Below are 21,521 nucleotides of genomic sequence, written 5' to 3'. Positions count from 1 at the left end.
TGACATGTTCCGGAAACTGTCCCTGTTGGTCGTCGCCGGCCTCGTCGCGACGATCCTCCCCTCGACCACAGCAGCCGCCGCCCCGGCCAAGTCCGGCGGGCCGACGGTGCAGTGCGCGTTCACGCCGACGCCGGAGAACCCGGCGGCCAAGCCTGTCCGGATTCCGTCCGCCACCGCGAAGGCGAAGGGCACGGTCGACGTGTACTTCGTGACGAACTACGGGCTGTTCGTGGTCCGGATGGACCGCGCGAACGCGCCCTGCGGCGTGCACAACTTCGTGCACCTGACCAAGAGCCGGTTCTACGACTTCACCCAGTGCTTCCGGCTGACGAACTCGACCCGGCTGGGCGTCCTCCAGTGCGGTGACATCTACCGGCAGGAGGAAGGTGGCCCGGGCTACAAGTTCCCCGACGAGGTGACCGGTCAGGAGACCTATCCCCGCGGAACCGTTGCGATGGGCAACCAAGGCCCCGGCACCAACGGCAGTGAGTTCTTCGTGGTGCACTCGTTCGCCAACATCGCGCCGAACTACACGGTCCTCGGTCACGTCGTCTACGGTATGTCCACCTTCGACCGGATCGTCAAGGCCGGCATCGCCGACCCCGACCTCGACGGACCCCCCACCCACCCCGTCCGCATCCTCAAGGTCTTCACCCGCTAACTGCTGGGCGGAGTCCACACGTCGGTGCGGGGCATGCCGGCGGCGCGGCCCTTGGCAGAGATGACGAGCGCCATCTTGCGGGAAGCCTCGTCGATCATCTCGTCGCCGAGCATCACCGCGCCGCGGGCGCCGCCGGCGGCTGAGGTGTAGTGGTCGTAGGCGTCCAGGATGTTCTCGGCGTGGTCGTAGTCGTCCTGCCGCGGCGAATACACCTCGTTCGCGGCCGCGATCTGGTCCGGATGCAGCACCCACTTGCCGTCGAACCCGAGCGCCGCGGAGCGTCCCGCCACCCGGCGGAACCCGTCCAGCTCCTTGATCTGCAGGTACGGACCGTCGATCGCCTGCTTGCCGTGCGCCCGCGCCGCCATCAGGATCTGCATCAGGATGTAGTGGTACGCGTCGCCCACGTCGTACCCGGGCGGCTGCTCGCCGACCACCAGCGACTTCATGTTGATCGACGCCATGAAGTCGGCCGGTCCGAAGATGATCGTCTCCACCCGCGGCGACGCCTGCGCGATCGCGTTCACGTTCGTCAGGCCGAGGGCGTTCTCGATCTGCGCCTCGATCCCGATCCGGCCGGACTCCAGGCCGTGCACCTTCTCCAACTGGGTCAGCAGCAGGTCCAGCGCGACCACCTGTTCGGCGGTCTCCACCTTCGGCAGCATGATGCAGTCCAGGTTCGCGCCGGCGCCGGAGACGACCTCGATCACGTCGGCGTAGGTCCATTCGGTGGTCCAGTCGTTCACCCGGACCACCCGGATCTTCGAACCCCAGCCGCCCTCGTTCAGCGCGGCGACGATGTTCTTCCGGGCGTCCACCTTGGCGATCGGGGCGACCGAGTCCTCCAGGTCGAGGAACACCTGGTCGGCGTCCAGCCCTTTGGCCTTCTCCAGGAACCGCGGGTTCGACCCCGGCGTCGCCAGGCAGGACCGCCTGCTCCGGAAGGCTTTCCCGGTGCTTGTCTCGTCACCCATCGCCGTATCCCCTTGCCTCGGTTACCCGCCGGTCACCCGCAGCGTACGGCGAATCGGCCGCCGCTTACGGTGACCTCCCTCACGCGCCGCCCGCGTTGTGTCCCGCCTCACGGTCCGGGGTGTGTGGGACGCTGTCGCGGTGACGAGTGACGAGGCTGTGGCGGAGATCGCCGGGGTGATGAAGAAGGCCGGGCTCGTCTGGCTGTCCTGGGGCGGCGGACGCCCCGCCCCCGCCTGGTTCGCCAAGGTGGATGAGTCGTACGTCGTGCTCGCCGACAGGGCAGGTAGTGCGGAGCAACCCCTGCCTGGTCTCGTGGAAGCAGGAGCGGCCGAGGTCGTAGTACCGGCCAAGCCCGCGACCAACCGCCTGGCTGCCTGGACCGCGACCGTACGGCGCCTGGAGCCCGGCAGCGAGGAGTGGACCACCGCCGCCCAGGTACTGCGAACCGAGCGGCTGAACGCAGCCGGTCTGGACACCCAACTGGACCGCTGGCAAACAGAGGCCGACCTACTCGTCCTGGAGCCCACCGGCGAGATCACCACCGGCCAGTACGACGACCGGTCGCGCGCCGAGACTCCGCCCGGAACCACGGCAACCACCAGAGGCAGGCGGCCGATCACCCTCCACCGCCGATCCAGCCGCCGACCGAAGCTCAGCTGAGTCTCGCAGCGATTGACGGGGCTTACCCGGTCCGGGCGGTTAGCCTTCGACCATGAGCGGATCGCCGTCGCGTGTGTATGTGGCCCGGCTGGCCGGTCTTCCCGTTTACGACCCGAACGGGGACCAGGTCGGCAAGGTTCGCGATGTCGTGGCGATGCTGAGACAGGAGACCCAGCCGCCGCGGGTGCTCGGGCTGGTGGTCGAGGTGTTCACCCGGCGGCGGATCTTCCTGCCGATGACGCGGGTCACCTCGGTCGACGTCGGGCACGTGATCACCACCGGGCTGGTGAATATGCGGCGCTTCGAGCAGCGGGCGACCGAAGTACTGGTGCTGGGTGAACTGCTGGACCGGACCGTCACCATTCGCGAGACGGGAGCGTCCGCGGTGGTGTTCGACATGGCGATGGAGCAGTGGCGGACCCGGGACTGGGTGATCTCCAAGGTCGCCGTCACCGAGGGGGCGAAGCGGTTCCGGCGCCGGGGTCAGTCGCACGTGCTCGACTGGGCGGACGTCAGCGGGTTCGCGCAGAACGAGGAGAGTCAGGGCGCGACGCACATGCTGGCCGCCTTCGAGTCGATGAAGCCGGCGGACCTGGCCGGAGTACTGCATGAGCTCTCGCCGAAGCGCCGGATGGAGATCGCCGCGGCGCTGCACGACGAGCGGCTCGCCGACGTACTGGAGGAACTGCCCGAGGACGACCAGGTGGAGATCCTGGCCGGGCTGGACACCGAACGCGCCGCGGACGTGCTCGAGGAGATGTCACCGGACGACGCGGCCGACCTGATCGCCGAACTCCCGACCGAGACCGCCGAGCGACTGCTGACGCTGATGGAGCCGGACGAGGCCGAGGACGTCCGGCGGCTGCTCACCTACGAGGAACGGACCGCCGGCGGACTGATGACGTCGGAGCCGGTGATCCTGCCCGCCGACGCCACCGTCGCGGACGCACTGGCCCACGTACGGAACGCCGAACTGAGCCCCGCGCTGGCCGCGATGGTCTACGTCTGCCGCCCGCCGCTGGAGACCCCGACCGGGCGATTCATCGGGGTCGGCCACATCCAGCGCCTGCTCCGGGAACCGCCGTCCGCGCTAGTCTCCGTTGCGCTGGACACCGATCTGGACGGGCTGCGGCCGGACGACAGTTTGCATGCCGTCAGCAAGTACCTCGCCACCTACAACCTGGTGGCGGCACCGGTGCTCGACGATGAGGGCCGCCTGCTCGGGGCGGTCACCGTGGACGACGTCCTCGACCATCTGCTCCCCGCCGACTGGCGCGAACCCGATCAGCAGGAGGAGGACCGCCATGCCCCGTGACGACCGCAGCACCGACGAGCGCCGGCTGACCCGGACCGCGGCCGCCCGGCTGGACATCCCGCGCGAACTGCGCCGCACGATCGTGCGCCGGCGTGCGTACGACGCGGACGCGTTCGGGCGGCTCTCGGAGCGGATCGCGCGGTTCCTCGGCACCGGGCAGTTCCTGGTCTACATGACCGCCACCATCGTGCTCTGGGTGCTCTGGAACATCTTCGCGCCCGAGGACCTGCGCTGGGACCAGTACCCGTTCATCTTCCTGACGCTCGCGCTCAGCCTGCAGGCGTCGTACGCCGCGCCGCTGATCCTGCTGGCCCAGAACCGTCAGGAGGCCCGGGACCGGGTCCAGTACGAACGCGACCGCGACGTGGACGCCCGGACCCGCGCCGACATGGAGTTCCTGGCCCGCGAGATGGCCTCGCTGCGGATGTCGGTCGGCGAGGTGGCCACCCGCGACTTCCTGCGTTCCGAACTCCGCGCCCTGCTCGCCGAACTCGACGTCCGCGATCGCGAGGACGACAAGGTCTGATCGTCAGACGTTGTGGCGGGGGTTGGCCGGCTGACGCCAGCCCAGCAGCGCCTCGGTCATCCGGACCGCCGCCACCGTGCCCTTGACGTCGTGCACGCGGACGATCCTGGCACCCTGCAGGATGCACATCACCAACGCCGCCAGGGTTCCTTCCTTGCGGTCCTGCTGCTCCACATCCAGGGTGTCGCCGATGAAGTGCTTGTTGGACACCGCCACCAGGGCCGGATGACCGAGTGCCGCGATCTCGTCCAGCCGGCGGGTGAGATCGATCGAGTGGTAGACGCTCTTGTTCAGGTCGTGGCCGGGATCGACGATGAGCTGATCCGGCTTCACCCCACGCTCGAGAGCCAGGTCGGCCTTGCCCCGCAGGAAGTCCACGACCTCCACGGTCACGTCGCCGTACGAGCCGCGCGCGGGTGGCGTGAGCAGCGGGAACAACAGGCTGTGCGTGATCACCAGCGTGGTTCCTGTCTCTGCGACGAGGTCCGCCAACTCCGGGTAGTGCAGGCCCGACACGTCGTTGATCACGTCGGCGCCGGCCTCGATCGCCAGCCTGGCCACCTCGGGCCGGAAGGTGTCGGCGGAGATCACCACGTCCGATTCCGCGCGCAACGCCGCCACCAGCGGAACCACCCGGTCGATCTCCTCGGCCTCGGTGACGGACCGGCCGGCCAACCCCCAGGGCATCCCGCCGATGTCGACCCAGTCCGCGCCGTCCTCGACATAGCCGAGCGCGGCCCGAACCGCCTGCTCCAGCCCGAAGGTCGCACCGCGATCGTGGAAGGAGTCAGGCGTCCGATTCACGATCGCCATCACCGCCACCTGACGAGAGAAGTCGAAACTCGCGGCGCCAATAGTGCGCACCGGAGCGATCAGGTCGGGCTCGAAGGCCGGTCCAGGCATGCGCGGCAAAGTACTAGCGACAGGAAAACAACAGGTGCCATTCCGGTGACGCGCTATCCCGATCGGCGTCTGAGGTAGGTCAGCAGGGCGGAGCCCAGCTTCGCGAGTGCGGCGTCGGCGGGATCGTCGTACTGGGCGGAGAACGCCTCGGTCTCCGCTCCAGTCAGCTCACCGATCGGCCGCCGTGCCAGCTCAGCCAGCTGCGACGGGCGATAGCGCAGTACTGCGGTCGCTCCGTCGGCGTCGGTCCCGACCAGCAGCGCGCCCACCAACTGGACCCGGCCGAGCTCGATGGGCGCGAGGCGACGGCCGGAGGGGATTTCGAAGACCTCAGCTCGGTGCAGCCCGGCTGCGACCAGCAGGCGCGAGTCTGGGGTGATGGCGGCGCGAGCCTCGGAACCGTCGTGGTCAGCGACCTCCCGGCGGGTCTCGACCGGGGAACAGGCGGGTAGGCGCCAAAGAGCGAGTCCGCTGGATTCCAGTAGTGCGAGGTAGCGGCCGTCGGGGGTGACGACTGGGTTCGCTCGCAGGTCGGGGGATTCCAGCAGGGCTGTCGGGTTTCCGGTCGGCAGTCGGGCGACCACAACCTGGCTTCGCAGGTCGGCGGTCCGGCCGCCGGCGATCACCGTGCCGCTGGGGGGCGAGCTCGCGATGGTGGTGACCGAGTGCATGCCGACGACCGCGACCGGCACGTGCCCGATCGTCGGCCATTTCGGTCCACGCCGGCGCCGGACGGGCTGCGTCGACGACTCAGCCGCCTCGTTCCTCTGGCCTGTCGTCTGGTCCTGCGGGGCGACTGCGAACGGCGCCCGGCGAGGCGGAGTCTCGGCGTAGTTCTTCGCCAGCTGGATCAGGTGGCCGGCTTCGTCGCTCGGGCGCCAGTTGCCGAGTTCGGTCAGGCAGCGGGCCGACCATTCCAGCGGAGCGCGTCCGATCAGCCGCCAGAGGTACTCCTGCCGATCAGCCCTTCCCAGCACGTCGATCAGCGCCTCCCACTCCTCGGGGAGCAACCTCTCAGGGGCAGCCGCCACCCGGTAGGCCCAGCCGAGCCGGTCCCATCGACGGGCGGCCGCCGCGAGCTGGACGCGAAGGCCTAGATCGCCTTCCGCGCGGGCGGATTCGAGCAGTTCACCGGAGGGGTCCACGACGGTGTAGCGGTCGAAGTGGCCCAGCAGGAACAGTGTCACCGCCTTCTGGCGCGGCTCTTGGGGCAACCAGTCGTCGCGAGTGATGAGGTTCTTCAGCTCGCCTTCCGGGTCGTCCAGCCAGACTTGCCGAACGGCCTCGCGGGCCGTCGGCTCGGTCAGAGAGGTCAGAGCGTCCAGGGCGAAGTCCGCCACCCGGCGAGGGACGAAGACCCCACGGATCGGATCGCCGGAACCAGCGGTGAAGATCTCGGCCAGCGTGCGCCCGAACCAGGTAGATCGCTGCGGTGACCGCGAGCGGGCCCGCCACGACGGCCCGGCGAGCCGGATGAGTTCGCTGACCGCCCGCAACTGGTACCGCAGGGGGTTGCTCCGATCCAGGCCGAGCGCGGTCCGGCGGAGACGCTCGTGGACAGCAGGGATCTCCGGGGCCGGCACTCGCCGACCCTATCCACGAACGGTGGACCGTGGTGGGTGGGTAGACACCGAGCACGTAGCCTGGTGTGCATGGCTCCCACTGCTGACCAAGTGACCGCTGCGCTCGGTTCCGTGATGGATCCCGAGATCAAGAAGCCGATCACCGACCTCGGAATGGTCGAGTCCGTCGTGGTGCGGACCGACGGGGTCGTCGCCGTCACGATCCTGCTGACCGTCTCCGGCTGCCCGATGAAGGACACGCTGCGCCGTGACACCACCGCCGCGGTGAGCGCGCTGGACGGCGTCACCGGGGTGGAGATCGAGCTCGGCGTGATGTCGGCGGAGCAACGGGCCGCGCTGCAGACGCAACTCCGCGGCGGGGTGGCGGAGAAGGAGATCCCGTTCGCGCGGGCCGACTCGCTGACCAAGGTGTTCGCGATCGCGTCCGGCAAGGGCGGGGTGGGCAAGTCGTCGGTGACGGTGAACCTGGCCGTCGCGATGGCCGCCAAGGGCCTGTCGGTCGGCGTTCTGGACGCCGACATCTACGGCCACTCGATTCCCGCGATGTTCGGCGTCGCGGACGAGCGGCCGACCGCGGTGGACGACATGATCATGCCGGTGCCTGCGCACGGCGTGAAGGTCATCTCGATCGGCATGCTGAAGCCCAAGCGCGACCAGGTGGTCGCCTGGCGCGGACCGATCCTGGACCGCGCGCTGGTGCAGATGCTGGCCGACGTCTACTGGGGCGACCTCGACGTCCTGCTGCTCGACCTGCCGCCCGGCACCGGCGACATCGCGATCTCGGTCGGCCAGCGGCTGACCAGCGCCGAGGTGATCGTGGTGACCACCCCGCAGGAGGCCGCGGCCGAGGTGGCCGAGCGGGCCGGCACGATGGCGCAGATGGTGCACCAGCGAGTGGCCGGCGTGATCGAGAACATGTCCTTCCTGCCCTGCCCGCACTGCGGCCCCGAGCACCGGATCGAGATCTTCGGCTCCGGCGGTGGCGCCCGGGTGGCGGAGACCCTGTCGACGCGGCTCGGCTACCCGATCCCGCTACTGGGCGAGATCCCGCTGGACGAGCGTCTCCGCAGTGGCGGCGACAACGGTCAGCCCCTCGCGATGGCGAACCCGGAAACTCCCGCTGCGCAGGTCCTCGCCGGGATCGCGGAGGTCCTCGGCGGCAAGCCCCGTGGCCTGCTCGGTCGCCAGCTCGGCCTGTCCCCCGCCGGCCGCTGACCCTCTAGGCCCTAGGTCGACTCGGGGTCGTACGGCGCGCGCTGACCCGCGGGGAGGCGCTGCGGGGCGTCGTCCATCATGGCCGACACGGGCTTGTCCTCGTCGAAGTCGTCGTCCATGCCTTCGAGCAGGTGTTTGCGGACGAAGCTACGCGGGTTGAGGTCGCGGACGTCGAGGTCGGCGAACTCCGGTCCCAGCTCGCTGCGCAGGTCGTTCTGCGCGTTGTTCACCAGTTGGCGGCCCTGGCGCAGCAGCCGGCCCGCGGTCCGGACGAACTCCGGCAGCCGGTCCGGGCCGAAGAGGAGCACGGCGACGATGGCGATCACCACCAGTTCGAGTGGCCCGATGCCGAACATGTCCTCACCCTTCCGAACGCCTGCAGAACAACCCACCAACGATGCGCCGCGGACAGCGTAGCCCGCCTCTGGTCAGCCCACCTGCCGGGTCAGCCAGTCTGCGTTCCCAGCTTCACGGTGGCCTCGTGGGGCTTGCCGCCACGCTCGTAGTCGAGCTGGACGCTCTCCCCCGGCTGGTGCGTCCGGATCGCCACGATCAGCGCCTCGGCGGTGTCCACCGGCTGGTTGTTGATCGAGGTGATCACGTCGCCGGTCCGCAGCCCGGCCTGGGCCGCCGGCGAACCGGTCTGCACCTTCTCCACCCGGGCGCCGCCCTCGAACGTCATGTCGACGTTCGCCCCGATCACCGGGTACGACGCCTGGCCGGTCGCGATCAACTGCTGAGCGGTACGGCGCGCCTGGTCGATCGGGATCGCGAAACCGAGACCGATGTTCCCGCTACTGCCTTCCTCGGCGCCGGGCACCGTCGCGATCGCGGAGTTCACCGCGATCACCCGGGCGTTCATGTCGACCAGCGGCCCGCCCGAGTTGCCCGGGTTGATCGCCGCGTCGGTCTGCAGCGCGTTGATGTAGGAGATCTCGCCCTCGCCACCGGCCGTCACCGGACGGTTCTTGGCCGAGACGATGCCGTAGGTGACTGTGCCGGCCAGCCCCAGCGGCGACCCGATCGCCACCACGTCCTGCCCGACAACCGCCAGGTCTGACCGGCCGAACTGCACCGACGGCGCGTCGAGCCCGACGACCTGCACGACGGCCAGGTCGTAGGCGGGCGAGCGACCGACCAGCCGCGCGGTGGCGGTCTTGCCCTTCTCCGTCTGCACCTGGATCGAGCCGCCCGAAGCGGCCGCGGAAACCACGTGGTTGTTGGTCAGGATGTGCCCTGAGCCGTCGATCACGAAGCCGGAACCGGTCGCGTTGCTGTTGTCCGCGCCCTCGACCTTCAGCTGGACCACGCTCGGCAGCAGGGACGCTGCCACCGCGGAGACCGAGCCACTGCGGACCTTCGGGTCGACACCATTACCGATCGGCGGCCCCGACGGCTGGGCGGTCGGCTCATCGTCGTCCAGCCCGATCACAGCGCCTGCACCGGCGGCTCCGCCGATCACCCCGACGACCAGGGCGACCGCAGCGGCGATGGCGAACACGCGATTGCTCTTCGGCGGCGGAGCCGGTGTGTACGCCCGGGCCTGCTGCTGGTGCCAGTCGAGCGGCGGAGGCGGCGTGTACGTCGGCTGCTGTGTCGGCCATGCCTGCCCCTGGTACACCGGCCGGAAGGCGGGCTCCTGGGCCTCGGGCCGTCCGAAACTGCGCTGGCTGGTGGACCGCCCGTTGGTCTGCCTGTACGGCGCTGTGCTGCCGGGCGGGGACATCGGTGCCGCACCCGCAGTACCGGCAGGGGGCAGGGCAGGACCGGCAGGAGGCACTACAGGGCCGGCGATGGGGCGCTCGGGAGGGAGTTCACGGGTGGGCTCCGGAGCGGCGGGGTCCCGCGGCGTCCGGACAGTCGGTTCGGCGTCATCCCAGCTCACGGTGTCCGCCTCACGTAGTCGTCGTCTCGTGGTTGGAGCGGCCGTGTCCGGGGTGCCGGGAGGTCCTCCACTCTTTGATTATCCCAGCTTCCACGAGAGCGCACTCATCGGCGTGAGCCAGGAGGCGATTCTGGCCAGGCCGGTACCCATCCGCTGGATCGCGGTGATCGTCTCCGGCGGCTGGTGCGGGAACGACGCGACCACCTGGTCGAGGGTGTCGGCCGGCAGGTCCCCGACCAGCGTGTAGACGATCCCGCCGGACGACCAGACGGCGTACGACGGCATCCCGCGGCGCACGTGGATCTCGGCGCCTTCGGGCGTGACCGTGGTCGTGAAGCCCGCCACGGCCGCGGGATCGAGCCGGCCGCGCTGTTCGAAGAGTGAGACGTTGAACAGCCCGTCGGAGTACGAGAACTGCAGTGAGCCGGTCGCCGTGTCCTGGTGAACGTCGTACAGCTGGAGGGAGGCGGGCAGCGCGGCGGAGCAGGTCCAGCCTTGCGAGCGCAGATCGTCCACCCCGCCCAGGCCGACCGCCTTCACGCCGCTCGGCGCCATCGGCGGCAGGTGCCCGAGGAACTCCGAGTCCTCGATCTCCAGATCGGTGAACACCGTCGCGCGGACCAGCGACCTGCCATCCGTGCTGAACAACTGCCGCTGCAGCAGCAGCCCGGTCGCCTGGTCGATCCAGAAGCGAGCCGCGATCGTCCTGTCACTCCGCACCGCTTCGATCAGCACGGCGGCCCGCCCGATCGTGTCTGTGCAGCACTTGAAGACCAGCTCGTACGTCGCCTGCAGCAGCGCGAGTGGTCCCCCGTCGACCATCGGTGCGTGGGCCTCCGACGCCCGCTGCACGAAGGCCTTGGCCCCCGGTGCACCCGACCCGACCACGCTGATCTCGGAGCCCTGCGAGGCCGCGTGCACGATGTCGAGCATCGCCGAGCTGGATCCCTGCGGACCCCAGGCGGTGATGATCTGGGTGCCGTGGAACGACACCCGGTCCGGGGCTGCCGCGGCGCGCTCGAGCCAGCTGACCGCGGACGGCGAGTCCTCGCGGTCGACGGTCGGCGCGGGCAGGGCCGCGGCGGGCAGGGGCAGGCCGATGCCGATCAGTGCTGTGCTGACCAGGACGGCGAGCCGGGAGAGGCTCACAGCTCAGCGCCCCGTCAAGGCCACCGGCTGGAGGGTCGGGCTCAGCCCGGCGTATCCAGTCCCGTTGTAGGAGTTCAGCAGGGCCATCGGGTCGCCGTACGGCGTGGTCGCCGCGTGGTCGGCCGAGAAGCTCGCCACCGGCGGCTGCAGCACGGGGGCCTGTTCACGGGCCGGCTCGCCCAGGACGAACGCAGTACCGAGCAGGGACGCCACCGCGGCGGCAGAGCCGGCAGCACCCAGTACTCCGGTACGCCGCCGGGTCCGCGTGGTCCGTGAGCCCGGCCGGTTGTCCCCAGGCCGTCCGGCCGGGAACACAGAACGCTGTGGGCTGAGGGAGATCGCGGGTGTCAGCACCGGACGAACCTCCTCGCGCGGCTCCAGGGAGAACGCGGGCACACCGAGCAGGCGCTGCATCAGGTCGTCGGACGGGTCCGGGGCCTCCAGCGCCGCCATCCGCGCCTTCAGCCGGCGCTGGGCGTCCACCTCGGCCCGGCAGGAGTCGCAGCCGACCAGGTGGCTCAGCACCTTGTCCCGCGAGTCGTGGTCGAGGCCGCCGTCGACAGCGGCGGTCAGCTTGTCCAGGGGATGTTGCAGTGTCACCGGTCGTCACCTCCGGCCATGAACGGGCCGTCCGCGGGCGGCCCACTGATCCGGGAATGGCCGGACCGCGGCGCGCGGTGCTCGAGGTGCTTGCGCAGCATCGAGCGGCCGCGGTGGATCCGGCTGCGTACTGTGCCGAGTTTCACATCCAGCACGTCGGCGATCTCGTCGTACGTCATGCCCTCGATGTCGCAGAGCACCACGGCCGCGCGGAAGTCCTCCGGCAGCGCGTCCAGCGCGTCCTGCACATCGTGGTCGAACAGGTCCTGGTCGAGCTTCTCCGCCGGGCCGGAGCCCTTGGCGGGCAGCCGGTCGTGCGCGTCGTCGGGCAGCCCGTCGAAACGGATCCGCTGCCGGCGGCGGGCGCCGTCCAGGAAGAGATTGGTGGTGATCCGGTACAGCCAGCCCTCGAACGTGCCCGGCGTGTAGGACGACAGCGAGCGGAAGACGCGGACGAACACCTCCTGGGTGAGGTCCTCTGCGTCGTGCTTGTTGCCGGTCAGCCGGTACGCGAGCCGGTAGACCCGGGCCGAGTGGGTCCGGACGATCTCGTCCCACGACGGCAGCGCCTCGGGCTGCTCGGGCTGCTGCTGGGGGGCCAGGGCAGGCACCACGGAGGTGTCGACCGGCTTCACGGCAACGCCTCCCTGGGTCCTCTCGGCAACGAGCGTGACCACCATGGTGCCGTGTTCACCGTCCTCTGCGCACGTCGGGGACACCCGGGTTGAACCCTGAGATGCCGGTACGACGGTCCAACGTGGCGCGCGGGAGGGAAGTTCCCCACGGTCTCGCTCTCCTGATAGGACGCCTCAGCAGCCACGATCGTTGACTACGATTCCTCGATCACGGCGATCGGGTCGCCGTCGCGGACGACCTCGCCCTCGGAAACCTTCAGCTCGGTGATGGTGCCGGCCACCTCGGCGAGCACCGGGATCTCCATCTTCATCGACTCCAGGATGACGAGGGTGTCCTCCGGGCCCACCGTGTCCCCGGCCTTGGCGGTGACCTTCTGGACGTTGGCCACCAGCTCTGCCACCACGGTGTGACTCACCTGCACTCCTCTGCTGCCTGGATCCTCGCTCCGATCCTAGTCGGCGTGGGATCCAGGCAGCAGACCGCTCAGGGGTCGAGCCGGATCGCGTTGAAGCCGGCCGGGTTCTTCGACTCGGCGAGGCCGGTGCCCCAGGTCAGCCAGCCGCGGCGGCCGGTGCCGTCGTTCTCGTTGATCACCACGGTGCTCGACAGCAGCCGGTCCCGCGCCGCGAACCCGAGCGTCGTCCACGGCAGGGCGATCTCGTACGTCGTGGTGTGCGCGGCCGCATCCCGCACCACCTTGGCCTGTACTCCGGGCGGCTGGCTCGACACGTCCGTGGGAGCCCACCGGTACACGTCCACCGTGCCTGCGTCGGTCAGGGCCGCACCGATCTCCTGAGTCCGGGTGGCCTCGCCCGGTGCGCCGGCGGTCAGCCCCAGTTGCAGGCTGTCACCTGCCCAGATCATGCCGTTGCGGTTCGGCTGGGACTGCACGTCATCGGTGATCCTTGCGGACAGGTAGAGGTTGTTCGCGTCGTGACTGAGCCACAGGGACCCAGACAGATCACTCGGGCCGCCCCAGCCCGTGACAGGCGGCGTACCGGTCCCTGTCAGCGAGATCGGCGGGAGCTGGCCGACCGCTGGATCGATCACCCCGTCCACCGTCACCGTGTGCGCGGTTGCGACGGTAGGAGACGTCACCGGCGTGAGCTTGCCTGTACTGCGAACTGGGTCCCGCCCGCTGATCCGCAAGCTGGCCGACCAGGCGGATGCCGCTGTCAGGGTGAGCGGCACATCTACAGAGGTGCCCGAGTGCGCCGCGAGCGCAGTACCGGCGAGGACTGTCCCTGAACCGCTTCCTGAGGCCCAGTCCAGACCGGCGAAGGTGACTGCCTGGTTGGACGAGTTGGTGACTCGCAGTCGCAGGATGTCGTTCCCGTTGACGTCGAGCGCGTGGGAGCCAGCCACCGCGAGCGGTGGGGTTGCAGTACCGGTGGTGGTCACGTACCCGACGGCACGACCGTCCACGGTGACTGTGGCCTTGTAGGTGCGTGCGCCGGTCGAGGCTTGCGCCGGGTAGCCCACGGACGCGGTGACTGTGGACCCTGCGGGCGCGGTGCCCCTGGTAGTCCCGCCGCCAGCTGCGACCGAGTAGGCGTGTGCGCGCGGGTCCGGATTGACGAAGGTGAGTGTGCCGCTGACAGCATCACCCGCAATCTCAGGGGAGACGGACAGGGCGAACCTGGTTGAGGGGGCGATGGTGCTGATGGCGCCGCGCAGGTAGACCGGATCCACGCCCACTGATACCCAGACGTGTCCCCCTGCGTCCGCGGTCAACGTCGTACGGGCGCCGTAGAGGTCCGTCACCTGCACGGTCGACCCGGCGGGAGCGGAGACGTTGACGAGCCCGGGTGTGGTCGACCAGACCGCGTGCACACTCTGGCCTCGTCCGGCGTTGAACGAGACGTCGCGGCCGCCAGTACCGAAGGTGGTCTGGCCGATCACCGGCAACTGGTCGATCGCCCGCGCCAGCACGGCGGTAGCGACGTACGACGGCTTCGGCACCAGGGCGCCACGGGAGTCCAGGACGTTGCGGACCGTGCCGAACCGGTGCTCGACGTCGGATGGGTTCGTGCCGGAATCCATGAAGTTGTAGGTGGTGTAGCGGGCGACCCCGTCAGCGAAGGAGGTCAGCTGACCGCGTACCAGGTTGCGAGCCTGCGACAACTCGCTGACCGCCGTCTGGTGGGTCCCGGTCGGCCAGCCCTGCTCGGTGATGTAGATCGGCTTGCTGGAGCCATGGGCCGTCATGATGCTTCGGATCGTGTCGACGTAGGACAGCGCGGCCTCGGCGTCATTGGGATAGACGTACGGGTGGATGGACACGGCGTCGACGTAGTCCAGCCCACCGAGGTCTGCGAAGCGGGTGAACCAGCTCTGCCAGTCACCGATGATCGCGAGCGAGGGCCCGGCGAGCTTCACGTCGGGGTGAGCCGCGCGGATCGCGGCGCTGGTCGTCTTCAGCAATGCGACGTAGCTGTCGGCCGTGCCACCAGCAGGGCCGTCCAGGTCGCGGTGGTTCCACTCGTTCCAGAGCTCGTACGTCGTGTGCGCGGTACCGAACTCGTTCACCGCGGCCACCGCGTACCGGGCGAAGGCGGCCCGCTGCGGCTCGGTCGAAGGCGCCTCGTCCGGGTAGTAGAGGGGGTTGCCGTAGTCCAGGATGTTGAGGAAGTCGACGTTGTTCGAGTCCAGCGCGGCCTTGTAGTCCTTCACGGCCTGCGGGAACTGGATCACGCCCGGCGTGGTCTCCGCGTTCGCCCAGTAGGCCTCGTCCCGCGCGGTCGAGATCCCGCCCATCGCCATCAACGCCACCGAGTTGTTGCCCGGGTTGACGGTTCCGCTGCGACCGAGGCCGGACGCGGTACCGATGCGGGTGTCGGTCGAGGTGGAGAAGTCGTAGGGGGTCAGCACCGAGAAGTCGGTCCCGCCGGTGGTCGTGGTTCCGTCGGCCGCGACGGCCTTGAGGTCGGCCTGGTACCAGCCGGCCGTGCTGATGTTCAGCGGCAGCCGCCCGTTCAGGGAGGCCGCCGTCGCCGAGCCCTTGGCGACCTCGGTGCCGGTCGCGTCGCGGACGGTCCAGGTCATCGTGGCGGCGTTGGTCGTGAAGCCGAGCCGTACGGGCTGGCCGACGGTGAAGGCGTTGCCGATGGTCGTCGGTGCGATGGCCAGCGTCGGCGGGACCGCAGCGGCCTGGGCGACGGGCAGAACGGCCAGCGCGGTACTGATCAGCGCCAGCGCCAGGGTGGTGCGAAAGGGACGTCTCACGGGTGGCTCCTCCGTACTGCGAGCGGATCCGGATCGAGCGAAACGAGAGTGCGAGCGAAAGCGCTTTCGCACAGCCTCACATTTAGGACCCGACCGGCACCGCTGTCAACCTCTCGGCCGGGGTGGAACCGCACTACGATGACGCCATGGCGGAACAGCTGGTCACCCTGAACGACGTGGCCGAAGCGGCCGGGGTGTCGCTGTCGACCGCCTCGAAGGCGCTCAACGGCACCGACCGGATCTCCGTTGCCACCCGGGAGCACGTCCGGGACACCGCCCTGCGCCTCGGTTTCCGCCACAACGCCCTGGCCCGCTCGTTCGCCAGGGGCCGCAGCCAGACGATCGGCGTCCTCACCCACCGCGCCTCGAACCCTTTCAGCCGGGTCGTGCTGGCCAGTACCGCCACCGAGCTCGGCGCCCGGGAACAGGCGATGCTGCTGTACGACGCCCGCTTCGGCGAGGCGGACATGGACGAGAGCATCCTGCAGTTGCGGGCCCGCCGGATCGACGGCGTCATCGTGGTCGGCACCGGCACCTCGCACGCGACGCCCTCGATCACGGATCGCTTCGACGTACCGGTCGTCTACGCCTTCACGTTCACCGAGGAGCCCGCCGACGTCATCGTCACCGCGGACGACGTCAGGATCGGCCGGACGGCGGCCGCTCGACTGCTCGCCACGGGTCGCCGCAGGATCGCGCACATCACCGCTACGGCCGACGACGAGGCCGTGCAGCGCCGGATGGCCGGAGCCTCGGCGGTGCTGGCCGAGGCGGGCCTGGAGTGGGCCGCCGACGTGCGCTACGGCCGGTGGCACGAGGGCTGGGGTGAGCAGGCAGCCGGGGATCTGCTCGACGAAGTTCCCGACCTGGACGCGATCTTCTGCGGCAGCGACGCCATCGCCCGCGGCGCCGAGCGGGGCCTCCGCACCGCCGGGCGGCGGGTTCCCGACGACGTCGCCCTGATCGGCGTCGACAACTGGGAACAGCTGATGTACGACCAGAGCAGTCAGCGGCACCTGACCACGGTCGAGGTCGGCCTGGAGCAGATCGGCCGGCTGGCGGCACGGCAACTGCTCGACCCGGAGCGCGAGCCCGGCATCCGGTTCGTCGATCCTCAGCTCGTCATCGCTCAGACGGCCTGATACTCCTCGTGGATCGAGTGGACCGGCGAGAACTTCAGCAGCGTGCGAGCGCGCGTCGTATCGATCAGTGAGCCCCTCCCGTGCACCGGTTGCCGTAGCGGCACGGTCGGCGCGTAGTCACTCAGCAGACTCATCGTCGATCGATCCAGCAGGATGTCGTCAGCCGCCAGACCGATCACGTGTGCACCGGTCAACGGCACCTCCAGCGCCGCGATGATCGCGCGGACGGCATCGCGCAGATCCAGATAGGCCCAGCCCTCGCGAGCCATCGCCGCCGGATTCGCGGCCACCCGCTCGGCGATCGTGACCAACTGGTCCCGTGACTTGACCAGCGGGAACCGCAGCGCGATCACATTGGTCCCCCACCGCCGCCACGCCATCCGGGCCGTCTGCTCGTCGACGCTCTTCGACAGCGAGTACGCGTCGGTGATGTCGGTGTCCACGTTCTCGTCCAGCGGGTAGTACGCCGGCACGACCGGGTGCACGTTCAGCGGCACTCCGAAGGCGTTGATGCTGCTCGCAATGACAACCCGGTCGATCCCCCGCTCGGCGGCCTGGGCGAGGACGTTGAAGGTCGAGGTCGCGTTGGTCCGGAACACCTCGTACGGCGTACCGAGGCTGGGATGTGGGATCGCAGCCAGATGCAGTACTGCGTCGACATCCTCGAGCGCCGCAGCTACATCTTCCGAGGAGCAGGCGTCTCCGACCAAGGGCCGGTCCGCCTTGCTCGGGTGCTGATAGCTCAGGGCCAGCCCGGTGACGGAGTACCCGGCGTCGGCCAGGCCTTCCGTGGCTGCCCGGCCGATCGCTCCGTCCGCGCCCGTGACCAGGATCCTCCTCACGCCTTGATCCCGCCGGACATCCCCACGCCGCGCAGGAACGCGCGCTGGAAGACCAGGAAGAGCAGCACCGGGATGATCAGGGCCAGGAACAGACCTGCCATCTGGATGTTCAGCTCCGTCACCCTGGCGATCTTCGGCAACGCCACCGAGACGGGCTGGAGATCGGGGTTCGTCAGGACGAGCAGAGGCCACAGATAGTCCTTCCAGGAACCGATGATGGTCAGCAAGGCAACGACGCCGAGGATCGGCCGGGACAGGGGCAGCACGACGGACGTGAACACCCGGAGCGGGCCGGCTCCGTCGATCCGCGCGGCCTCGAAGTACTCGCGCGGGATGCCGTCGAAGAAGCGCTTCACGATCAGCACATGGAACGCGCTGGCCGCAGGCGGCAACCAGACCGCCCAGAAGGTGTTGGTGATGTTCGTGTGGACCACCGGGAGCTTGAGCACGGTCAGGTACAGCGGGACCAGCGAGACGATGCTGGGGACGAACAACGTGGCCAGGATCGCGGCGGACAACACCGGTCCCCACTTCGGGCGGAGCACGCTCAGCACGTAGCCGGCCGACGTACAGACGACCAGGGAGGTGATCGCGGAGCCGGCCGCGATGATCGCGGTGTTGCCCAGGTAGAAGCCGATATGGCCTTGCTGCCAAGCGGTTGCGAGGTTGCCCCACTGCACCTCGCCGGACGGGAACAGCGCGAGTGGTTCGCGGATGCTGTCCTGAGTCGGCGAGATCGCTGCCTTGAGCAACCACAGCATCGGGCCCAGTCCCGCGATCAGCAGGCCGATGAAGACGAGGATCTTGGCGATGCCGAACGGCAGCCGGACGTGGAACTGCCTGCGGTCCGCGTCCGACAGCACGCCGCGCTCGATGTCTGTCATTCCATGCTCCAACGGCGGGTCGCGAGGTTGAAGAAGGCCGACAGTACGGCGAGGGCAACCGCAAGCAGCACGCTCAACGCGGTCGCGGCGCCGTAGTCGCCGTTGACGAAGGCGTAGTTGTAGATCAGCAGCAGCACTGTCGTGGTCGAGCCCTGTGGGCCGCCTCCGGTGAACAGCAGCGGCTCGGTGAACAGCTGCATGGTGCCGATCACCTGCAACAGCAGCATGATCAGGATGACCCCGCGCAGATGCGGCAGCATCACGTGCCAGACCCGTCGCAGTACGCCGGCGCCGTCGAGCTCGGCCGCCTCGTAGAGATCAGCCCGGACCGACGTGAGTGCCGCGAGGTAAATGATCACGGCGTTCCCGGCGCCGGCCCAGGTCGCCTCTAGCACGATCGACGGGATCGCCGTACCAGGACTGTTCAGCCACGGCTGCGGCCCGATCCCGACCGCTCCGAGAACGGTGTTGAACAGGCCGGTCGCCGACGGGTCGAAGAAGAACCGCCAGAGCAGGATCGCCACCACCGGCGGCGTGATCACCGGCAGGTAGGCGAGCACCGTGTAGGCCCACGACCGGCCCCGGAGCTCGGCCATGAAGGCGGCAAGCAAGATCGGCAGCGGGAACCCGAACAGCAGCGCGAGGAAGGTGAACCAGAGCGTGTTCCCTACCGCCTGACCGAGGGCCGGATCGGTCAGGACGTAGTGGAAGTTGTCCAGCCCCACCCACTGCACCGGGTCGACCAGATTCGTCTTCTGCAGGCTCATCACGAGCCCCTTGACGATCGGTCCCCAGGAGAAGAGCAGGAAGATCCCGAGCACCGGCAGTGCGAACAGGAGCGCCGGGATCCCCGCGCGGAATCGCCGGTGCACGATCAGCGTCCGAGCTTGGCGTTCACCGTCGACACGGCCTTCGACAGCAGCGTGCCGATGTCCGCGTCCTCCTTGCCGAGGACGGTCTGCACGACCGGGTCCAGCGCGGCATAGACCTCCTGCGCCTGGGCGGCAGGCTCCGGAATGATCACCTGATCGGCGCTCACCTTCGTGTACGGCGCGAAGTTCTGCACCGGCACGTTCGCATACGGCTTGATCCACTCCTCGTAGGCCGAGTACTTCTCCGGACTGATCACCGGAAGCCCCGGTACGCCGACCGGTTGCTTGGCGGCCACGGTCGACTTGGCCTGGGCGACTGCCGACGCCTCGTCGACGTACCGGTTCAGGTAGCGGTACTTGATCCACTTCACCGCCGCGACCTGCTCAGCCGGGGTCGTGGTCGGGCTGACGATCTGCACGCTGCCACCACTGAGCGAGCCGTGCTCGCCGTTCTGCTGCGGCATCCCACCGATGCCGAACGAGGCCGGCTTGAGCCCGTTCGTCACCACCAGGGTTCGGTAGGAGTCGGGCGCCGCCATGTACATGCCGATCTTGCCGGCCGCGAAGTCCTTGGAGATGCCGTCGATGTCGTAGAGCACGGTCTTGCCCATCGACTTGTCGACCCACTTCATGTCGTGCAACGTCTGCATCGCGGCCGTCGACGGTGCGTCGGCGAAGGTTGCCTTGGTGCCGTCGGCGTTCTCGACCGTGCCACCGAAGGCATAGGTCTGGGCGGTGAACATCCAGCCGCCGGTGTTGTTCGTGGTCAGCTGCGCATACCCGGCGGCCCCGGTCGCGTCGCTGATCTTCTTCGCATCCGCCCGTACTTCGTCCCACGTGGCCGGCGGCTTGTCAGGATCCAGCCCGGCCTTCGTGAACAACTCGCGGTTGTAGACCAGTCCGACCGAGTACGCCGCACTCGGCACGGCGTACACCTTGCCGGCGGAATCCTGGGCGATCTTCAGGACGGTGGGGTTCAGGTCGGGCAACAGGCCCGTCGACTTGAGCGCCTCGGTGATGTCCGCGGCCTGCTTGCGGGCGATCAGCCCCTGCGGCTCGGTGAAGGGCACGTTCAGCACGTCCGGCAACTGTCCGCCGGCCGCCTGGGCCTGGAAAGTGGTCGGATCCCAGAGGGTCTCGACCGGGTTCAGCTTGATGTCCGGATTGGCCTCCTGGAAGGCCGCCACCTGCTGGTCGTACAGGGTGCGGTTCTCGGCATCGGAGGAACTCGGCCGGTCACCCACCGTGATGGTCACCGGGCCCGAGTCGGCGGATTCGGACGGGCTGCTCGAGCACGCGGCCAGGCCGAGAATCAGGAACAACGCTGTGACAGCAGGGAGTACTGGCTTCGACATGACAACTCCTCAGCAAAGGACGGTGGCTGGTCAGCCGCCCGATCCGGAGAGTAGCGCAACCGCTTTCGCAAATGCTAGACCTAGAGCCTCAGCAGTCCCCGATGACATCTGAAGGAGACCTCGTGCCGCTCTTCGACTTCCCCCTCGAGACCTTGCGGACCTACCGTCCGGACGAGCCTGCGCCCGCCGATTTCGACACCTTCTGGACGGCCGCGCTGACCGAGGCCAGGGGTTATGAACTCGACCCGGTGTTCACCAAGGTCGAGTCCGGCCTCGTCCTGGTCGAGACGTACGACGTGGAGTTCTCGGGCGCGGACGGGACCCGGATCCACGGCTGGCTCCACCTGCCGGCGCACCGCAGTACCGACCCACTGCCGGCGGTCGTCGAGTACCTCGGACTCGGCGGTCGCCGCGGCTACCCGCACCAGCGCACCGACTACGCGCTCGCCGGGTACGCACACTTCGTGATGGACACCCGCGGCCAGAGCCCGGACAGCCCCGACGAGCACGTCGCCGACCACGGCTCAGCCACTCTCGGCGTCGTGGTGCGCGGCATCAGGGACGCCCAGAACTACTACTACCGCCGCGTGTACCTCGACGCCGTCCGGGCATTGGAGACTGCAGCGATGCACCCGGCGATCGACCCGAACCGCCTACTGGTGGCTGGAATCAGCCAAGGCGGCGGCATCGCGATCGCGGCCGCTTCCCTGTACGGCGAGGTGGCCGGCGCACTGATCGACGTACCGTTCCTGTGCCACTTCAGCCGCGCGATCACCATCAGCGACCGCCCGGGCTACGCGACGATCGCGAAGTTCCTCGCGCAGTATCCGTCAGCCGTGGACGACGTCCAGCGGACCCTGCCGTACTTCGACGGCATGCACCACGCGGCCCGGGTCACCGCCCCCGCACTGTTCTCGGTCGCCCTGATGGACCCGACCTGTCCCCCTTCGACCGTCTACGCGACGTACAACGCCTGGGACGGGCCGAAGGACCTCGAGGTCTACCCGTTCAACGGCCATGAGGGCGGTGAGGAACTCCATCGCCGGCGCCGACTCGACTGGCTGGCCAAGCAGGCTCAGCCGCGCTGACGAGC

At 69.1% G+C, this 21,521-nt stretch carries 21 protein-coding genes; 7 read left to right on the top strand and 14 right to left on the bottom strand.

Annotation, left to right across the window (positions count from 1 at the left end):
• Positions 1–4: 4 nt before the first annotated feature.
• A complete protein-coding gene (locus VFG33_RS02065) occupies positions 5–661 on the top strand; it encodes a peptidylprolyl isomerase (protein ID WP_325021741.1) in 657 nt (218 codons plus the stop codon).
• Here VFG33_RS02065 and VFG33_RS02060 read toward each other — a convergent pair.
• Positions 658–1,635 carry an HpcH/HpaI aldolase/citrate lyase family protein gene (locus VFG33_RS02060; protein ID WP_325021738.1) on the bottom strand — a complete coding sequence of 326 codons (978 nt, stop codon included), beginning with the start codon at positions 1,633–1,635 and terminating at the stop codon, positions 658–660. The genes VFG33_RS02065 and VFG33_RS02060 overlap by 4 nt on opposite strands.
• 139 nt (positions 1,636–1,774) lie before the next feature.
• Here VFG33_RS02060 and VFG33_RS02055 point away from each other — a divergent pair, with 139 nt between their 5' ends.
• Genes VFG33_RS02055 through VFG33_RS02045 form a run of 3 tightly spaced genes read left to right on the top strand, consistent with a single transcriptional unit; the run spans position 1,775 to position 4,137 of the window.
• The gene (locus VFG33_RS02055) at positions 1,775–2,296 is read left to right on the top strand and encodes a hypothetical protein (RefSeq protein ID WP_325021736.1); all 522 of its coding nucleotides are present in this window, start codon (positions 1,775–1,777) and stop codon (positions 2,294–2,296) included.
• Between the two features lie 52 nt (positions 2,297–2,348).
• On the top strand, positions 2,349–3,611 hold the full coding sequence (locus VFG33_RS02050; protein ID WP_325021734.1) for a magnesium transporter MgtE N-terminal domain-containing protein: 1,263 nt from the start codon (positions 2,349–2,351) through the stop codon (positions 3,609–3,611).
• Positions 3,601–4,137 (top strand): DUF1003 domain-containing protein, encoded by a 537-nt coding sequence (locus VFG33_RS02045; RefSeq protein ID WP_325021732.1) that lies wholly within the window; start codon positions 3,601–3,603, stop codon positions 4,135–4,137. The genes VFG33_RS02050 and VFG33_RS02045 overlap by 11 nt, the downstream gene beginning before the upstream one ends.
• A 3-nt stretch (positions 4,138–4,140) precedes the next feature.
• Here the strand turns inward: VFG33_RS02045 and folP are convergent, their stop codons facing one another.
• Both folP and VFG33_RS02035 read right to left on the bottom strand, forming a co-directional pair.
• Entirely contained in the window at positions 4,141–5,040 is a 900-nt protein-coding gene (folP, locus tag VFG33_RS02040) for a dihydropteroate synthase (RefSeq protein ID WP_325021730.1), read from the bottom strand.
• Positions 5,041–5,093: 53 nt separating this feature from the next.
• Entirely contained in the window at positions 5,094–6,623 is a 1,530-nt protein-coding gene (locus VFG33_RS02035) for a hypothetical protein (RefSeq protein WP_325021728.1), read from the bottom strand.
• A 69-nt stretch (positions 6,624–6,692) separates the two neighbouring features.
• Between VFG33_RS02035 and VFG33_RS02030 the strand changes: the two genes are divergently transcribed.
• Positions 6,693–7,838, top strand: coding sequence for an Mrp/NBP35 family ATP-binding protein (locus VFG33_RS02030; protein ID WP_325021726.1), 1,146 nt, complete (start codon positions 6,693–6,695; stop codon positions 7,836–7,838).
• A gap of 11 nt (positions 7,839–7,849) precedes the next feature.
• Here the strand turns inward: VFG33_RS02030 and VFG33_RS02025 are convergent, their stop codons facing one another.
• From VFG33_RS02025 to VFG33_RS01995, 7 genes are all read right to left on the bottom strand, one after another.
• Positions 7,850–8,194, bottom strand: a complete 345-nt coding sequence (locus tag VFG33_RS02025; RefSeq protein WP_325021724.1) for a sec-independent translocase — start codon at positions 8,192–8,194, stop codon at positions 7,850–7,852.
• 89 nt (positions 8,195–8,283) lie between these two features.
• A complete protein-coding gene (locus tag VFG33_RS02020) occupies positions 8,284–9,723 on the bottom strand; it encodes a S1C family serine protease (RefSeq protein ID WP_325021722.1) in 1,440 nt (479 codons plus the stop codon).
• 78 nt (positions 9,724–9,801) lie between these two features.
• Positions 9,802–10,872 (bottom strand): sigma-E factor regulatory protein RseB domain-containing protein, encoded by a 1,071-nt coding sequence (locus tag VFG33_RS02015; protein ID WP_325021721.1) that lies wholly within the window; start codon positions 10,870–10,872, stop codon positions 9,802–9,804.
• A gap of 3 nt (positions 10,873–10,875) precedes the next feature.
• Positions 10,876–11,472 (bottom strand): anti-sigma factor family protein, encoded by a 597-nt coding sequence (locus VFG33_RS02010; protein WP_325021719.1) that lies wholly within the window; start codon positions 11,470–11,472, stop codon positions 10,876–10,878.
• Positions 11,469–12,152: an RNA polymerase sigma factor SigE gene (sigE, locus tag VFG33_RS02005; protein ID WP_325021751.1), complete on the bottom strand. Its 684-nt coding sequence runs from the start codon at positions 12,150–12,152 to the stop codon at positions 11,469–11,471. Before sigE ends, VFG33_RS02010 begins: the two co-directional genes overlap by 4 nt.
• Positions 12,153–12,301: 149 nt before the next feature.
• A complete protein-coding gene (locus VFG33_RS02000) occupies positions 12,302–12,523 on the bottom strand; it encodes a biotin/lipoyl-binding carrier protein (RefSeq protein WP_325021717.1) in 222 nt (73 codons plus the stop codon).
• Positions 12,524–12,591: 68 nt separating this feature from the next.
• The gene (locus tag VFG33_RS01995) at positions 12,592–15,333 is read right to left on the bottom strand and encodes a GH39 family glycosyl hydrolase (protein ID WP_325021715.1); all 2,742 of its coding nucleotides are present in this window, start codon (positions 15,331–15,333) and stop codon (positions 12,592–12,594) included.
• 146 nt (positions 15,334–15,479) lie between these two features.
• On the opposite strand from VFG33_RS01995, the gene VFG33_RS01990 reads away from it, so the two are divergent.
• Positions 15,480–16,475: a LacI family DNA-binding transcriptional regulator gene (locus VFG33_RS01990; RefSeq protein WP_325021714.1), complete on the top strand. Its 996-nt coding sequence runs from the start codon at positions 15,480–15,482 to the stop codon at positions 16,473–16,475.
• On the opposite strand, the gene VFG33_RS01985 is transcribed toward VFG33_RS01990, so the two are convergent.
• The 4 genes from VFG33_RS01985 to VFG33_RS01970 are packed head-to-tail and all read right to left on the bottom strand — an operon-like array spanning position 16,463 to position 20,428.
• Positions 16,463–17,317: an NAD-dependent epimerase/dehydratase family protein gene (locus VFG33_RS01985; RefSeq protein WP_325021713.1), complete on the bottom strand. Its 855-nt coding sequence runs from the start codon at positions 17,315–17,317 to the stop codon at positions 16,463–16,465. The two genes, VFG33_RS01990 and VFG33_RS01985, sit on opposite strands and share 13 nt — an antisense overlap.
• Positions 17,314–18,201: a carbohydrate ABC transporter permease gene (locus VFG33_RS01980; RefSeq protein ID WP_325021712.1), complete on the bottom strand. Its 888-nt coding sequence runs from the start codon at positions 18,199–18,201 to the stop codon at positions 17,314–17,316. Before VFG33_RS01980 ends, VFG33_RS01985 begins: the two co-directional genes overlap by 4 nt.
• Positions 18,198–19,073 (bottom strand): carbohydrate ABC transporter permease, encoded by an 876-nt coding sequence (locus VFG33_RS01975; RefSeq protein WP_325021711.1) that lies wholly within the window; start codon positions 19,071–19,073, stop codon positions 18,198–18,200. Before VFG33_RS01975 ends, VFG33_RS01980 begins: the two co-directional genes overlap by 4 nt.
• 2 nt (positions 19,074–19,075) lie before the next feature.
• Positions 19,076–20,428, bottom strand: coding sequence for an extracellular solute-binding protein (locus VFG33_RS01970; protein WP_325021710.1), 1,353 nt, complete (start codon positions 20,426–20,428; stop codon positions 19,076–19,078).
• Between the two features lie 101 nt (positions 20,429–20,529).
• Here VFG33_RS01970 and VFG33_RS01965 point away from each other — a divergent pair, with 101 nt between their 5' ends.
• The gene (locus VFG33_RS01965; RefSeq protein WP_325021708.1) at positions 20,530–21,516 is read left to right on the top strand and encodes an acetylxylan esterase; all 987 of its coding nucleotides are present in this window, start codon (positions 20,530–20,532) and stop codon (positions 21,514–21,516) included.
• Positions 21,517–21,521 lie beyond the last annotated feature (5 nt).

The sequence above is a fragment of the Kribbella sp. genome (assembly GCF_035687465.1).
GTDB lineage: Bacteria > Actinomycetota > Actinomycetes > Propionibacteriales > Kribbellaceae > Kribbella.
Note: the sequence above shows the minus strand (reverse complement) of the source record. Positions and strands in the feature narration are given on the sequence as shown.